The sequence below is a fragment of the Pseudomonas sp. E1BtOHC1 genome, assembly GCF_058744285.1.
On sequence record NZ_CP196023.1, the window covers coordinates 3563141 to 3577345 of the forward strand.

Genomic DNA, 14205 nt, shown 5'->3' on the forward strand with positions numbered 1-14205 from the left:
AGCGGACCTTAGAAACTCACGCCCAGGCTTAGGGCGAGAAAGTCGCGGTCGGTGTTGGTGTTGTAATCGCCACCAAAAAAGTCGGTGTAGCTGATGCTGGCGGTGTACTTGGACATGAAGTCGGCATCCAGGCCGATGCTCAGGGCCTTGTTGCCTTCGTTGAAGGTCGGGCCGTAACCGTCGACATCGTGGGAGAACGACAGGTTGGGCTTGAGGTTGGCCCCGGCGATGGCGTCGTTGAACTCCAGGACGGCCCGCAGGCGGTAGCCCCAGGAGTTCTGGGTGTAGAAACCCTTGTCGGTGCACTGGTCCGGGTTGGCCGAATTCAGCGCGCGACAGATGTCGTTGCCGGAGACTCCGAGCAGCGCCGCGTTGCCGGCATGGGCCAGCTCGCCGTTGCCGTAGACGCTGTTGCGGCCAAAGCGCAGGCCCGAACCGTCGCTGTTGTCCAGGCCGCCGATATGGGCGAAGCCGGCTTCTCCCACCAGGGTCAGGCGGTCACCCCCCAGCACCTGATCGAAGGTCTGGATCGCCGTGAGCTGGGCCTGGGTGTAGGGCATGCGTTTGTAGCCCTGGATACGCGAGCCGTAGGCCGAGCTGGCCCAACCGCTGTCGAAGATCGGCAGGCCGGCGTTGATGGCCGGGTGGGTGGCAGCGGAGCCCAGGGTCGCAGCAGTGGAGACGTCCGTGCTATTGAGGGACATGGGCATGTTCGGCCGATAGCTGATCTCGCCCGACACCGCGGTGCTGCCGATGTTGGTGGCAAAGCTCAGGCCATAGAGGCGGATGTCTTCCGGGTACTCCAGGTAATAGCGCGCGGTACTGACACCGCCCTGGCCGGCCAGGCCGCCCACCGGGTCGAGGAATGCGCCCTTGCCCACCAGCCAGGCACTTTCCGGGGTCCGGCTGTGGTAGTTGAGGGCATAGAAGCCGAACTCGGTTTCGTTGAGTTCCGGCACCGTCCAGCGCAGGGCTACACCGAACTGGCCGCTGTTGCGCGCATCCTGGTCGTTGAGTCGGGGTACATAGCCGTAGCTGGCGGCGTCGCGGTCGAAGTCACTGCCATTGACGGTCATGCCGAAGTCGCAGCCCTTGGCGGCTACGTCGCCGCCGAAGTAGGTGCCGCAGTTGTCCAGCACGGTCTTCTGCCAGGTCAGTTGGTAGAAGGCTTCCATGGACAGGTTGTCGCTCAGCCCCTGGTTCAGGTAGAGCATGTTGACCGGAATCAGGCCTTCCTTGAGTTCCGAACCGGGGCGGCGCAGGGCGGCCACGTCGGCGGGGTTGATGGCGTTGATCGAGTTGCCGATGAAGGTGCTTTCGCCCCAGCTCACCACCTGCTTGCCGACCCGGACGCTGCCGGGCAGATCGGCGATGCTGTAGTTGTGATAGAGGAAGGCGTCGAGGAATTCCGCTCCCGAGGCGCGGGCGGCGCGATCACGGCCATGATCGTCGATGTCGTAGAGATGCTGATGGCCGTCCTTGAGCTCGAAGTCGTACCAGTACTTGCCGCGGACAAAGACTCCGGTGTCGCCGTAGCTCAGCTCCAGGTCGTGGAGGCCCTTGAAGATCTTGGAGAAGGTTTCGCCCTTGCGAAAGTTCAGCCGACCATCATCCCCGGTGCGGGTGGAGGCGCTGCCGCCGTTGGCTACGCCGATGAATCTCTGGTCGGCATCGCGCATGCCCCAACTGGCGCCGATGGACAGTGACGAATCGAAGCGGCCGCTGATTTCTCCCAGCCGGAAGTCTTCGGCCTGCGCCGGCAAGACCCAGGCCAGGGCCAGGGCAAGGACCAGTGGCTGGGGTTTCAGAGGGGAGGGATACATGGTCCCCGGATTTCTTATTGTCTGCATGCTGCTCTCCGCCTATTACGGGCCGGCACCCTGGGCGGGTGCTGCGCGCTTTCCTTTAGGGCCCCCGCTCGACGGGGTCTGGCGCATGGTAGGGAGCTTTGAGGGTCCTGCCCTCTAGGAAATTCTTATGCCTATAGCCAAAGGTGAGGGGCCAGCCTGGGGCGGGAGGCAAACGCCGGGCAAAAAAAAGCCGCGCGCTCCCGGGGAGCGCGCGGCACTGTTCAACCGCCGAAGGGGCTGGGGTCAGCTCACCACGCGGTAGCACGGCACATAGGCCGCGCCGCCAGGCAGCTTCATGCGGTGCTGCTCGACGAAGGCTTTGAGCAACTGATCCAGGGGCCGCATGATCGCCGGGTCACCGTGGATGCTGTACGGGCCTTTCTGTTCGATCAGGCGGATGCCCTGGTCCTTGACGTTGCCGGCAACGATGCCGGAGAACGCCCGGCGCAGGTTGGCTGCCAGTTCGTGGGGCGCCAAGGCATGGCTTAGTTGCAGGCTGGCCATGTTCTCGTGGGTCGGATCGAAGGGGCGCTGGAAGCCCTCGTCGATTTTCAGCAGCCAGTTGAAGTGGAAGGCGTCGTTGCGTTCGCGGCGGAACTGCTTGACGGTCTTCAGACCTTCGGTCATCTGCCGGGCCACTTCTGCCGGGTTGTCGATGATGATCTGGTAGTGCTTCTGCGCTGCTTCGCCCAGGGTCGCCAGGACAAAGGCGTTGAGTTGCTCCAGGTAGGGCGCTGCGCTCTTGGGACCGGTAAGGATCACCGGGAACGGCAGTTCGTGGTTGTCCGGGTGCATCAGGATGCCCAGCAGGTAGAGGAATTCCTCTGCAGTGCCGGCGCCTCCCGGGAAGATGATGATGCCGTGGCCGACACGGACAAAGGCCTCCAGGCGCTTCTCGATGTCCGGCAGGATCACCAGTTCGTTGACGATGGGGTTCGGCGCTTCGGCGGCGATGATCCCCGGCTCGGTCAGGCCCAGGTAGCGACCGCCGCTCATGCGCTGCTTGGCGTGGGCGATGGTGGCGCCTTTCATCGGGCCCTTCATCACGCCCGGGCCGCAGCCGGTGCAGATGTCCAGCTTGCGCAGGCCCAGCTCGTGGCCGACCTTCTTGGTGTACTTGTATTCCTCGGTATTGATCGAGTGGCCACCCCAGCACACCACCATCTTCGGCTCCACGCCGGGGCGCAGGGTGCGGGCGTTGCGCAGCAGGTGGAAGACGTAGTCGGTGATGCCCTGGGAGCTGTCCAGGTCGATGCGCTGGCTGTCCAGTTCGTTCTCGGTGTAGACGATGTCGCGCAGGGCGCTGAAGAGCATTTCCCGGGTGCTGGCAATCATCTCGCCATCGACGAAGGCGTCGGCCGGTGCGTTCAGCAACTCCAGGCGCACGCCCCGGTCTTGCTGGTGAATGCGCACTTCGAAATCGTGGTAGGCGTCAAGGATGGTCTTGGCGTTGTCGACGTGGGCGCCGGTGTTGAGGATCGCCAGGGCGCACTGGCGGAACAGCGTGTAGATGCTGCCGGAACCGGCGGCGCTGAGTTGTTGCACTTCACGTTGCGAGAGGGTCTCCAGGCTGCCTTTCGGGCTCACCGAAGCATTGATCACTTGTCTTTGCGGCATTAATCCATTTCCTGAAATCGGCGCCACCGCGCCATGTGCGGTCAGTGGCGAAAAAACGGCGGGGCAGTGAACAGAGCCACCGGTACGGGGCTTGGTTTCCAGCGGCAGGGCAAGAAAGCAAACGTCGTCGCGAGATTGTTCGCTGTCTGAATCTACCTCAAGCGGGCCCGCTGTGGCTGGAAAAATGACGATCCGTCACGGTCGCGGTGAATTTTCATCGAGCCTTAGCAGACGCTGGCCCGTGCCGGATCCATCACCGGCGAGGCTGCGGCCAGGGTCAGGCGTTCCTGCAGGGCCGGATAACCCGTGCTCTGGCCCCAGGCGTGTTCGTCCAGGGTCAGGCCGACGATCTGTAGGAATTCGAAGCGTCCGCTAAGCAACTGCCGGGGCCCGGCAAAAGCCGGCGCGGGGATGAACAGCAATGCCTGCAACAGACTGTCGTTGCCGTCGATGGGTTGCCCGGTACGCATGCGGTCCCATTCGCCCAGAGGCTGCTGCTCGCCGAAACGGCCGGCGGCCAGTAGCAGTTGATAGGCGCAGAATTTACGCAGCAGGTGCAGGGCCCAGGGCGCCTGCTCGCGGGTTTCCAGCAGCAGTTCCTGGCCCATCCCGGACCAGCCATCGGCTTCGGGTTGCGCATCTTCCCAGGCATTGGACAGCCCTGAAGTGACGTACAGCCAACTGCTGCGCGTGGTAGTAGGCGGTGATTCGAAGACTCCGTGGCTGAGCCAGCGCGGGTCGATTTCGGTCTGACCGAAGACCTCGCTGAACAGCGCCATGTCCAGGGGGTAGATGCCTGGGCCCAGGTCGCCGAACAGCGCTGGGTAGAGTTGTTCTTCACGTTGTGCCCAGGCGGCTTCAAACCATGAAGAGTCGGGGGATTGCAGCATGTGAAAGCGTCCTCGAACAGAAACGGTGGCTCGGCTTGAGCCGCCAGAAAATCAGGCAAAGGCCTGGCGCAGCAGTTGCGGCAGAATCTGTCCGGCCTTGCCCACCAGGCTGTATTCCTCTGGCTCAGTACAGGCATGGGGCTGCGGGTTGATGTGCACCACGCAGGCACCTTGCTGCAGCGCCAGTTGGGGGATCTGCGCCGCCGGTTGCACCAGGCCCGAGGTGCCCACCGACAACAGCAGGTCGCATTCGCCTGCCGCTTTGAACGCCTCCTTGAGGATCTGCGGTGGCAGGGCTTCGCCGAACCACACCACCCCGGGGCGGATCTTGCCATTGCAGCCGGTGCAGCGGGGGGGCTCCAGGCTGCAACCCTGTTCCGGCAATACGAGTTCTGCCAGTTCGCCGCTGAAGGGGCGATTGCAGGCGAAGCACTTGGGGTGGTGCAGGCTGCCGTGCAGGTGCAGCACTGCGGGGCTGCCGGCGCGCTCGTGCAGGTCATCGACATTCTGGGTGATCAGGGTCAGGCGCGGTACGCGTCGGGCCAGTTCGGCAATCGCCAGGTGGGCCGGGTTGGGTCGGGCCTGGAGCACTTTCATGCGGCGCCATTCGTACCAGCCCCAGACCAGCGCCGGGTCCTCGCGAAAGGCTTGGGGCGTGGCCAGCCGCGCCGGGTCGAAGTTCTCCCACAACCCGGTCAGGGCATCACGAAAGGTCGGGATGGCGCTTTCGGCCGAGACGCCGGCACCAGTGAATACCACCAGGTGGCGGGCCTGGGCCAGGCGTTGGGGAGCGAATTCCATGGAGGACCTGTCTGCGTTGTTGCGCTGATATCGGAGTGGCATTATCGCCAGTCGGTTCGGACCTGTCCTAAAAAAACACAGTGAGCGCATCGGGAATGAATTTATCGTCAAGCCGCCGCTCATAACTCTTGTCAGCGGTCTTGTCCGTAGAGTTCTCAAACCCTCAGGGAGTGTTACCCCATGTGCCCAGCCTCGTCCGTTAACCCAGATGCCACCTCCCGCTTGATTCTGGTGGTGGAGGATGAGCCGACGGTGCTGGAGTTCCTGTGCGAGATCCTGGAGGACGAGGGCTTTGTCACTGAAGCCCGAGAGAGCGCCGATCAGGCCTGGGAGTTCTTGCAGGAGGAGGCGACGCAGGTGGCGCTGCTGCTGACTGATATCACCATGCCCGGCCGGCTCAATGGCGCCAGCCTGAGCAACCTGTGCGGTGAGCACTGGCCGTCGTTGCCCGTTGTGGTCATGTCGGGTTTCGAGACCCCCGAGAGTTCCGGGGTGCGTTATCCGGTGTCCTTCATTCGCAAGCCCTGGACCATCGGGCAGATCCTCGACTGCGTGGAAGGCGCGCTGAAATCGGCCCAGGGTTGAGGCGTTGCGCCTCACCCCGGCCAATCGCCGGTGTTACTCCTTGACGCTCATGAACTCCTTGGCCCAGACGATGTAGTCCTCGGGCTGGGTGTAGGTATGAGCCAGTTCGGTGGCACTCAGGTCCGAGGCCTGGGTGAAGATCTGCCGCTGTTCCCGCAGGCAGTCGTAAGTGGCCTTGATCGCGGCGAAGTAGGCGGCGTGGCCGTCCACTGCGATTTTCACCCCCAGCTCCGCCAGGCGCGCATCATCCCGTAGCGCCGGGTTGCCGTAGGTCACCAGCATCAGCGGCACGTTCAGGTGCTCGGAGATCTGTTCCAGTTGCTCGAAATCACGGATGCCGACCATGCAGATGGCGTCGGCGCCGGCGCGCTCGTATTGCTGGGTGCGGCTGATGATTTCCTGCACCGGGAGGATGCCGGCGTTGGTCCGGGCGATGATCGCCAGTTCCGGATCAACCCGGGCTTCCAGGGCGGCGCGGATCTTGCCGACGCCTTCGGCCACCGAAATCAGGTCGGTGGATTTGCGCCCGAACTGGGCGGGCAGCAGGGTGTCTTCGATGGTCAGCGCGGCAATGCCGGCGCGTTCCAGTTCGACCACGGTGCGCATTACGTTCAGCGCGTTGCCGTAGCCATGGTCGGCGTCGGCGATCACCGGCAACTGGGCCACGCGGCCGATGCGGGTGGCCTGTTCGGCGAATTCGCTGAGGGTGATCAGGGCGAAATCGGGGGCCGCCAGCACTTGCAGCGAGGCTACGGAGCCACCCAGGATGCCCACTTCGAAACCCAGGTCGGCGGCGATACGGGCGGACATCGGGTCGAATACGGAAGCGGTGTGGTAGCAGGAGTTTGAAGCGATCAGTTCACGGAAACCGCGGCGCAAATCTTGATGGGAAAGCCTGGACATAACAGCTCCGAGATAGGATCGAGATATCGACCTCGAGGTCGAGTCAAATTTTGCAATCAGTTCCCTTGGCGAGCCGATGGTTGAAAGGCTCACAGCGAAACGTTAGTTGGGCAGATGAAGGTGAACAAAGGGGGGTAGCAAGGCGTCTTTATCCCACTCGGTTGCGCGAACCGGCAGGTTTATTATGCGAGGCCGACATAGCAGGACGAGGCTATCACGCTCCAAGGCCCGAGTTGATGAGGAATTTGCATAGCATTATGCCGGACCGGCATTGGCAATTTTTTTCTAACTGAATATTACAAGTGCCTGCCGAGGGTGGTTCCGGCGCTGGTTGAAGCTGTTCGGGTACTTGTCGAACACTGGCAAATCAACCAAGCTGCCGCGCCTCGAATGGCTGCTTGGCAGCTGCGCAATGGCTTGGTTCAAGGATGCAGGTAATGACACTCAGGGTGTTGGTGGTCGGTGGTTATGGCAATTTCGGCAGCATCGTCTGCCGCTATCTGATCCATACGCCCGGAGTGCATCTGCTGATTTCCGGGCGTGACCCGCGCAAGCTCGCGGCCAAGGTTCTGGCGCTGCAAGCCGAGGGTGGACAGCCCTGCGAAGGCTGGTGCGGCGATGCCATGGGGCCGCAATGGGCGCCGGCGCTCAAGGCCCTGGACGTGCACTGGGTGATCCATACCGGCGGGCCGTTCCAGGGTCAGTCCTATGCGGTGGCCCAGGGCTGCATCGAGGCCGGAGTCAACTATTGCGACTTGGCCGACTGCCGTCAGTTCGTGCGCGGCATTGGCACTTTAGATGAGGCGGCCCGGGCCGCAGGGGTGACGCTGCTCAGCGGTTGCAGTTCGGTGCCGACTCTGTCGGCGGCGATGATCGATGAGCACCGTGAGCGTTTTTCCCGTATCGATCGGATCGAGCACGGTATTTCCTCGTCGGCGAAAATGCCCGGCCTGTCCACCATCCAGGGCGTGCTGGCCTACGCCGGTCGGCCGATCCTGCAACTCAAGGACGGCCAGCCGCTCCCGGTGATCGGCTGGCAGGGGCTGACCTTGCGTAAATTGCCCAGGTTGGGGACGCGGCTGGTGGCCAACGTCGATGTGCCGGACCTGGACCTGTTCGCCGAGCGTTATGGCGCCCATACCCTGAGCTTCAAGGCCGGTGCCGGGCTGAAGATTGCCGGGCTGGCCAACGCCCTGCTGGCCCAGGCGGTGAAGCTCGGGCTGATCGCCGACCCGGCGCCCTGGGCGGCGCGCCTGCATCGCTGCGGCACCTGGTTCGAAGGTTGCGGTGATGGCCTCAGCGCCATGTACGTCGATGTTCACGGCCTGGGCCAGGATGGCCAGCCGCTGTCGATGTACGCGCAGTTGACCGCCACCCACGACCATGGCCCGGAGATCCCCAGCTGCGCCGCGGTGGCCGTGGTGCACAAGCTGCTCGCCGGCCATGTGCCGGCCCCGGGGGCACGCTCCAGTGCCGGCGAGGTCAGTGTCGAGGAGTACCTGCGGGCGATCGACGACGCGGATCACCTGCAGATGCAGGTGAGTTTCTCGCGCCCGCCGGTTTAACGCCGTCTTACCACAGCAGGGGCTTGGTGAAGTCCTTCCAGAACAGCCAGCGCTGCAGTTCGTGGTGCTCGCCGGTGCCGATCTGCCAGTCCGGTCGTCCGCCATCCAGGGCGATCTTGACGATGATCCCGGCATAAGTCGCGGCCACCAGGGTCTTGCCATCGGGGCTGATGTCCATGGCGGTCAGGGTCGAGCCGATGTAGTGCTGCCAGCGCTCCTCGCCGGTTTCACTGACGGCTCGCAGGTAACCGTAGGCATCGCCGATGATGAATTCGTCGCCCCGTGAAGCAGCGGCATACACCCGGGCGCCTTCCTGCAGCACCGGGGTGCGCGGGTCGTCGCTATAGAAGTCAGTGCTCAGCCCCGGCAGGTCGGCGACCGCCACCCCCAGGCTGGCGCCGCCATAGAAGTGGCAGGCGTTGAGCAGCAGGCGGTCGCCGACCTGGTTGAAGTGAGCGAAGTGCGGGTACTCGCTGGCAGGGCCGATCTGCGCGACCTGCTGCAACCTAGCATCGAACACCAGGTGCATCCCGCTTTGCTCGCCCACGGCGATCCATTGGCCATCGGGCGACACCGCGCCATGTTCCATGCTCAGGCCCATGCTCAGGTCCTCGGCGGCGACGCCTTCGTCCAGGTCCTGCTGGATGTCCTCAAGGCTGCGCAGCAGGCGGGTGGCGCCATCGGCAGCCAGGACGAAGATGCCGTCGGCACTCACCAGTAGCACCCGGCCCCCGTCGGGGAAGGGGATCAGGCTGGTGGGAGAGGGGCGCCCGGTGTCTTCAAGCTCCAGGCCTGCAGGCAGGCCGGCATGAGGGGCGGGCCAGGGAAAGCTTGCCACCTGAGGCCCGTTCCAGCCGTCGGTGACCTGGATGCCATCGGCCCGGCCCCAGGCGAAGTAACGCCGCTGGGGGCACATGCCGAAGCACTCCACTTGCTCCAGGGTCTCGATCCGCGCGTCGTCGATATGCACCACGAAGCCGGCCTCGAAGGGCGCGCCGATGCGTGCCAGCAGGCTGCCGTCCGGCAACAGGGCCAGGGTCGGAATCATCCGTCCCTGGCTTTCCAGGCGCGGCGACAGTGGGAAGTGTGCCGGTGGCCAGTCCTGGCGAAAGGCCTGGCGCTGCACTGCGTCGTAGAGACCTTGGTTGCTCGCTTGCAGAGCCGCCTGCCAGTCTTCCAACAGATGCTCGGTATCGGGCATGTTCGGCTCCTTCAAGCCCTTCCAGCCCTCGCGGGTGCCGGTTTCGACATAGTGGTTGATGTCGCGGGCATAGGTCAGCACGGCTTTTTGCCATTGCTCTTGCGGGGAGAGGTTCGAATTCGACTGGGACATGCGCGCAGGACTCCTTGTGGCGCTGGAAAAGGCGTAACAGACCGGGGATGGACCGGAAAAGCGCGCAGTTTATCCCTTGGGCCCGGTCTTTTTACAAGTTTCCCCTGCGCTACTGTTCAAGGTGCGTAGGTGCTGACCCGATTGCGCCCGGCGTGCTTGGAGGCGTACAGCGCCTGGTCCGCCCACTCGATCAGGCAGCGGTGGTCCCGGGCCGGGCGATCGAGGCAGGCGATGCCCAGGCTGATGGTGAAGGCAATGGCCTGGCCGTTGTGGATCACCTCTTGTTCTTGCACCGATTGGCGCAGGCGTTCGGCGAGGGTGTGGGCGCCGGCCAGATCGGTGTGGGGCAGGAGGATGGCGAACTCTTCGCCGCCATAACGCCCGGCCACATCGCTGTCGCGCACATGCTCGTGGATCAGCTGCGACACGCGTTTGATCACGGCATCGCCGGCCTGGTGCCCGTAGCGATCGTTGATCGACTTGAAGTGGTCGATGTCCAGCATCAGCAGGGCAATGGCGTTGCCGTGGCGGCTGTATTCGAACGCCAGGCGCTGTTCCCAGTGACCACGGTTGAACAACTGGGTCAGGTGATCGACGCGTGACAGGTGCTGCAACTGCTGGTTGGCCTTCTGCAGCGCCAGGCTGTTGATCGCCACGTCGGTGAGGTCGTAGATCACCAGGCAGACATGATGGATCTCGCTGTTGGAGGAGCGCAGTGGCAGCAACGTGGTGTTCTGGTACATGAACTCGCCCTGGCCGGTGATTGGCTGGTAATTGTTGAAGTGCACCAGATACGGCCGCTGCTTCCAGATGGTGAAGGCCGGCGTGCCCAGGGCCACCACACGCCCGACCTTGCGGCTGAACCAGGGCCGCTCCACCTCAGGGAACAGTTCGAAGAACGATTGATCGATGGCCTGCTTGGACGGCACCCCGGAGCGGTTCTCCATAAAGCTGTTCCACACCTGGACCCGGCACTCCAGATCGAGCACCACTATCCCCACATCGATGCTCTGGACCACCGCCAGCAACCAGTGCAGTTCACTGAAATCCATTCGTTTGGGCATGGCTCAATTCATCAGGTAGGCGAGTTTCTGTTCCAGCAAGGCCATGGAGCCCTCAGTGAACAACAGCAACAGGTCGAAGTGGATGTTCTGTTCTTCCAGGCTGTAGCTGATCTCCACCGCTTGGGTCTTGCTCCAGCGTTGCTGGTTGAGCACGATCAATTCGTCGATGGTGGTGTGTTCGCCCAGCACCTGGGGATGGCCCACGGAAAAGAACACATCCAACTGGTCGGCAATGCTGCTCAAGCAGGCACCGATCAACACGCTGGACAGGTCGATCAGCACTTCCATTTCCTGATAGGGGTCGGTGCCCTGTTCCATCAACTGGGCGATGTCGGCCACTTCCGAGTCGTAGAACATCAGCAGTGCTTCGCCGGCAATGCCGCTGCCGATATAGCTCTGGCAGATGGCGGTCAGCTGCCGGGCGCGATTGGCATCGGCCAGGAGCATCTGCAGTTCGCCGGCCTCCAGCACATTGACGTGAGGGATCGGCAGGTGCACGAACACATCCAGGACCTTGGCGATCAGCGCCGCCGCGTAGCCCATGGAGACATTGACGGTTTCTCGGAACGCGTCGCGAAAGGTCACCAGGGGCGGCGGCGACAGGGCGGCAGCAGGGAGCGCCCCCGGGCTGTCCAGCAGCTGCAGTTCGTTGAGCAGTGCACGCAACTGCTGGGGATCGAAGGGCTTCTTGAGGAAGGCTCGGGCCCCCAGTTCGCGGGTACGACGTACCGCTTCCTCCTGGACGTCCCCGGAGATGACGATGATCTGCGCGTCGATGCCTTCTTCCTGCACCGCGCTCAAGACCTGATAACCGTCCATGACCGGCATGGTCAGGTCCAGCAACGCCACCTTGCCCAGCCCCCGACGCAGGGCTTCCAGGCCTTCGCGGCCGTTGCAGGCCTGGGTCACGGACACCCGCCACTCGCTGGGCAAGGTCCGTAGCACCTGCTTGCGGGCCATGCTCGAGTCATCGCAGACGAGAAGAGGGATCATCGGGATCGGACGCTCATTCGAAAAAATCCGCAGCTGGATAACGTTCAGGAATGTAACGAGTTGCCGCGCAATAAGGGTGTTGTAACGGGCTGTCCGTGCCGCGCCGCACTATAGTTCGGTCGGCAATGGAAGAACAAGTAGGCGTTCATTGAGTTATTTGTTCCAGATCATTGTTCAGTGCATTCAACTGCAGAGCGACTTGCAACTTTTGACTGATATCGGTCTGCGTCCTGATGCGTTGTTCTGTTTGTATTGCTAGGTGAATTCATCGAGATGCTGGAGGGGCGAAAGTCCCGAGATAGAAAGGGTTGTTCATGGTGAACGGGCAATTACGCCTGTTTTCTGGCGTTTGAAAAATGACACTTTGCAAACAACTTTAAAGTTCTGCCGTTCGATACGGTTGATGTACGAGTTGCTCAGGGAAGATTGTATGAAAGACGCCATATTCTGGTGCCGAGGGAAGGGAGGGTGAAAGTTTCAGGGAACCTCTGCTGCGATATTCCGTACAGCCCGCTTATATGCAACAAAACCTTACCGCGAGATGCATTCCGATGACCGCTGAAAGCTCTGTATCCCTTGTTTTCCACCGCCTGTGGACTACGAGGCGCAGGCCCGGCCAGCCGGACAAAAAAATGTCAGATTTTGAGTCCCGGCCTGGACCTTTTCCCGCAATGCGCAATCATTACTGCGTGGAAAACATAAGGAGAGACGCATGTTCATTCGGTCATTGACCCTCGCTACTCTGCTCGCTGTCGCTGGTCCGGTCCTGGCGGCCGACAACGACGGCCCATTGGCTCAGGACCTGGGCAAGTCACGGCCATTGATCGTGATCGCCCCCAGCACCGTGGACCCGACCCTGGTGAGCCTGAAGAAGTCCCTGGAAGAGCCGGCCACCCGTCAAGCCTTCAACGAACGCAACATGGTCCTTTACACGGTGATCAACACCATCGGCCAGCGCGATGGCAAGGACATCGATCCGCAATCCACCATGGCCCTGATCCGCAGCCTCAAGCTGGGGGCGGGGGCCCAGACCAAGGTGATCCTGGTGGGCAAGGACGGCGAGAAAAAGCTCGAGCACTCAGGGGCCATCGAGCTCAAGGAAGTCTTCGGCGCGGTCGACCAGTTGCCGGCGGCGGAGAAGCAGGCCGCGGCCCCAGCGCCGGCCCCCGAGCCGGAAGCCAAACCGGCCAGTGCCAAGGCCGGCAAGGCGGCCAAGCCTGCGGCGGCGCCCAAGGCGCTGGACGACTGAAATGCATAGCCGGCCAGCCCGGGGCAGGTGCTGAGCGCCGCGGAACTTGCCCAGCGTCATCGCGTCAGCCTTGGCGCGGTTACAGCGTTTCGAGGGTCTGGCGCAGCCCGTCGACGATCATCTCCACTTCCGCCGCATCGATCACCAGAGGTGGCAGCAGGCGGATGGTCGTGCCCCGGGTGACATTGATCAGCAGGCCATGATCACGGGCGGCGATCTGCACCAACTGCCGGGCCGGCTGCACCAGCTCGATACCCACCATCAGCCCCAGTCCGCGAATTTCCCGCACTGCCGGATGCCCCGCAAGCGCCTCCCGCAGCCGACCTAGCAGCTGGGCGCCGCGCTGCTCGGCGTTGCTCAGCAACTGCTGTTCCTCGATGATGTCCAGCACGGTGCAGGCCGCCCGGCAGGCCAGGGGATTGCCGCCGAACGTACTGCCATGGCTGCCTGGGGTGAACAGTTCGGCGGCCTTGCCCCGGGCCAGGCAGGCACCGATGGGAATGCCGTTGCCCAGGCCCTTGGCCAGGGTCATCACGTCCGGCACCACGCCCTCGTGCTGGCACGCGAACCAGCGCCCGGTACGACCGATGCCGCTCTGGATCTCGTCGAGCATCAGCAGCCAGTTGCGCCGGGTGCACAGCTCACGCACGGCCTTGAGGTAGCCGGGCGCAGCCAGCTGGATGCCGCCTTCACCCTGGATCGGCTCCATCAGCACCGCACTGATGCGCGGACCGTGCTGGGCAGCCAGCGACTCCAGGGCGGCCAGATCGCCGAACGGCACCTTGAGAAAACCTTCCGGTAACTGGCCATAACCCAGGCGCACTGCCGGGCCATCGCTGGCGGAAAGGGTGGCCAGGGTACGGCCGTGGAAAGCGTTGTGCATGACCACCACCAGGGGCTGTTCGATGCCCTTGTGCCAAGCGTGAAGGCGCGCCAGCTTGAGCGCGGTTTCATTGGCCTCGGCCCCGGAATTGTTGAAGAACGCCCGCTCCATGCCACTCAGCTGGGTCAGTTTGGCGGCCAGTTGCTGCTGCCAGTGGATGTCATAGAGATTGGAACTGTGTAGCAGCAGGCCGGCCTGTTCGCGGATGGCGCTGACCAGGCGCGGATGAGAGTGGCCGATACCGGTCACTGCGACTCCGGCGATGGCGTCCAGGTACTCACGCCCGCTCTGGTCCCAGAGGCGGCTGCCCAGGCCCTTGCAGAAGCTCAGGGCAAGGGGCTGGTAGGTGCTCATCAGGCAGGCGGCGGTCATGGCGGGCGACTCCATCTCAGGGGGTGTGCTGCCAGTATCGTTAGCCATTCAGGCTAGATAAACTCGCCATTTCTTTAATCATCTTGAAGTCAGGGTTGAT

Annotated in this window: 12 protein-coding genes; 3 read left to right on the plus strand and 9 right to left on the minus strand. The window is 63.1% G+C overall.

Translation table 11 applies throughout. The annotated features are described in order from the left end of the window. Positions 1 to 8: 8 nt before the first annotated feature. From ACSSVC_RS16450 to ACSSVC_RS16465, 4 genes are all read right to left on the minus strand, one after another. Entirely contained in the window at positions 9 to 1823 is a 1815-nt protein-coding gene (locus ACSSVC_RS16450) for a DUF1302 domain-containing protein (protein ID WP_492611009.1), read from the minus strand. A gap of 270 nt (positions 1824 to 2093) precedes the next feature. Beyond that, the gene (gene ppnN, locus ACSSVC_RS16455; protein ID WP_346635749.1) at positions 2094 to 3467 is read right to left on the minus strand and encodes a nucleotide 5'-monophosphate nucleosidase PpnN; all 1374 of its coding nucleotides are present in this window, start codon (positions 3465 to 3467) and stop codon (positions 2094 to 2096) included. A 224-nt stretch (positions 3468 to 3691) separates the two neighbouring features. Beyond that, positions 3692 to 4357, minus strand: coding sequence for a suppressor of fused domain protein (locus ACSSVC_RS16460; protein ID WP_492611010.1), 666 nt, complete (start codon positions 4355 to 4357; stop codon positions 3692 to 3694). 51 nt (positions 4358 to 4408) lie between these two features. Next, entirely contained in the window at positions 4409 to 5158 is a 750-nt protein-coding gene (locus tag ACSSVC_RS16465; protein ID WP_492611011.1) for an SIR2 family NAD-dependent protein deacylase, read from the minus strand. A 180-nt stretch (positions 5159 to 5338) separates the two neighbouring features. Here ACSSVC_RS16465 and ACSSVC_RS16470 point away from each other — a divergent pair, with 180 nt between their 5' ends. Further along, entirely contained in the window at positions 5339 to 5743 is a 405-nt protein-coding gene (locus ACSSVC_RS16470) for a response regulator (RefSeq protein ID WP_346635752.1), read from the plus strand. A 33-nt stretch (positions 5744 to 5776) separates the two neighbouring features. Here the strand turns inward: ACSSVC_RS16470 and ACSSVC_RS16475 are convergent, their stop codons facing one another. Continuing rightward, on the minus strand, positions 5777 to 6646 hold the full coding sequence (locus tag ACSSVC_RS16475) for an isocitrate lyase/PEP mutase family protein (RefSeq protein WP_346635753.1): 870 nt from the start codon (positions 6644 to 6646) through the stop codon (positions 5777 to 5779). 437 nt (positions 6647 to 7083) lie between these two features. On the opposite strand from ACSSVC_RS16475, the gene ACSSVC_RS16480 reads away from it, so the two are divergent. Continuing rightward, positions 7084 to 8211 (plus strand): saccharopine dehydrogenase family protein, encoded by a 1128-nt coding sequence (locus ACSSVC_RS16480; RefSeq protein ID WP_492611012.1) that lies wholly within the window; start codon positions 7084 to 7086, stop codon positions 8209 to 8211. 7 nt (positions 8212 to 8218) lie between these two features. Here ACSSVC_RS16480 and ACSSVC_RS16485 read toward each other — a convergent pair whose 3' ends face one another. The 3 genes from ACSSVC_RS16485 to ACSSVC_RS16495 form a co-directional block, all read right to left on the minus strand. Further along, a complete protein-coding gene (locus ACSSVC_RS16485; RefSeq protein ID WP_492611013.1) occupies positions 8219 to 9544 on the minus strand; it encodes a YncE family protein in 1326 nt (441 codons plus the stop codon). Between the two features lie 116 nt (positions 9545 to 9660). Further along, positions 9661 to 10608, minus strand: a complete 948-nt coding sequence (locus tag ACSSVC_RS16490) for a sensor domain-containing diguanylate cyclase (RefSeq protein ID WP_346635756.1) — start codon at positions 10606 to 10608, stop codon at positions 9661 to 9663. Between the two features lie 3 nt (positions 10609 to 10611). Then, a complete protein-coding gene (locus tag ACSSVC_RS16495; protein WP_492611014.1) occupies positions 10612 to 11601 on the minus strand; it encodes a response regulator in 990 nt (329 codons plus the stop codon). Positions 11602 to 12313: 712 nt separating this feature from the next. Here ACSSVC_RS16495 and ACSSVC_RS16500 point away from each other — a divergent pair. After that, positions 12314 to 12850, plus strand: a complete 537-nt coding sequence (locus ACSSVC_RS16500) for a DUF4174 domain-containing protein (protein WP_346635758.1) — start codon at positions 12314 to 12316, stop codon at positions 12848 to 12850. 79 nt (positions 12851 to 12929) lie between these two features. Here the strand turns inward: ACSSVC_RS16500 and ACSSVC_RS16505 are convergent, their stop codons facing one another. Further along, complete coding sequence (locus ACSSVC_RS16505) at positions 12930 to 14105, minus strand: aspartate aminotransferase family protein (RefSeq protein ID WP_346635759.1); 1176 nt, start codon at positions 14103 to 14105, stop codon at positions 12930 to 12932. Positions 14106 to 14205 lie beyond the last annotated feature (100 nt).

Excerpts from the sequence above, each read along its gene's own strand:
- ACSSVC_RS16485 (WP_492611013.1), bottom strand. The coding sequence starts at position 9,544 with ATGTCCCAGTCGAATTCGAACCTCTCCCCGCAAGAGCAATGGCAAAAA.
- ACSSVC_RS16505 (WP_346635759.1), bottom strand. The coding sequence starts at position 14,105 with ATGACCGCCGCCTGCCTGATGAGCACCTACCAGCCCCTTGCCCTGAGC.
- ACSSVC_RS16460 (WP_492611010.1), bottom strand. The coding sequence starts at position 4,357 with ATGCTGCAATCCCCCGACTCTTCATGGTTTGAAGCCGCCTGGGCACAA.
- ACSSVC_RS16490 (WP_346635756.1), bottom strand. The coding sequence starts at position 10,608 with ATGCCCAAACGAATGGATTTCAGTGAACTGCACTGGTTGCTGGCGGTG.
- ACSSVC_RS16450 (WP_492611009.1), bottom strand. The coding sequence starts at position 1,823 with ATGTATCCCTCCCCTCTGAAACCCCAGCCACTGGTCCTTGCCCTGGCC.
- ACSSVC_RS16495 (WP_492611014.1), bottom strand. The coding sequence starts at position 11,601 with ATGATCCCTCTTCTCGTCTGCGATGACTCGAGCATGGCCCGCAAGCAG.
- ACSSVC_RS16500 (WP_346635758.1), top strand. The coding sequence starts at position 12,314 with ATGTTCATTCGGTCATTGACCCTCGCTACTCTGCTCGCTGTCGCTGGT.
- ACSSVC_RS16475 (WP_346635753.1), bottom strand. The coding sequence starts at position 6,646 with ATGTCCAGGCTTTCCCATCAAGATTTGCGCCGCGGTTTCCGTGAACTG.
- ACSSVC_RS16465 (WP_492611011.1), bottom strand. The coding sequence starts at position 5,158 with ATGGAATTCGCTCCCCAACGCCTGGCCCAGGCCCGCCACCTGGTGGTA.
- ppnN (WP_346635749.1), bottom strand. The coding sequence starts at position 3,467 with ATGCCGCAAAGACAAGTGATCAATGCTTCGGTGAGCCCGAAAGGCAGC.
- ACSSVC_RS16480 (WP_492611012.1), top strand. The coding sequence starts at position 7,084 with ATGACACTCAGGGTGTTGGTGGTCGGTGGTTATGGCAATTTCGGCAGC.
- ACSSVC_RS16470 (WP_346635752.1), top strand. The coding sequence starts at position 5,339 with ATGTGCCCAGCCTCGTCCGTTAACCCAGATGCCACCTCCCGCTTGATT.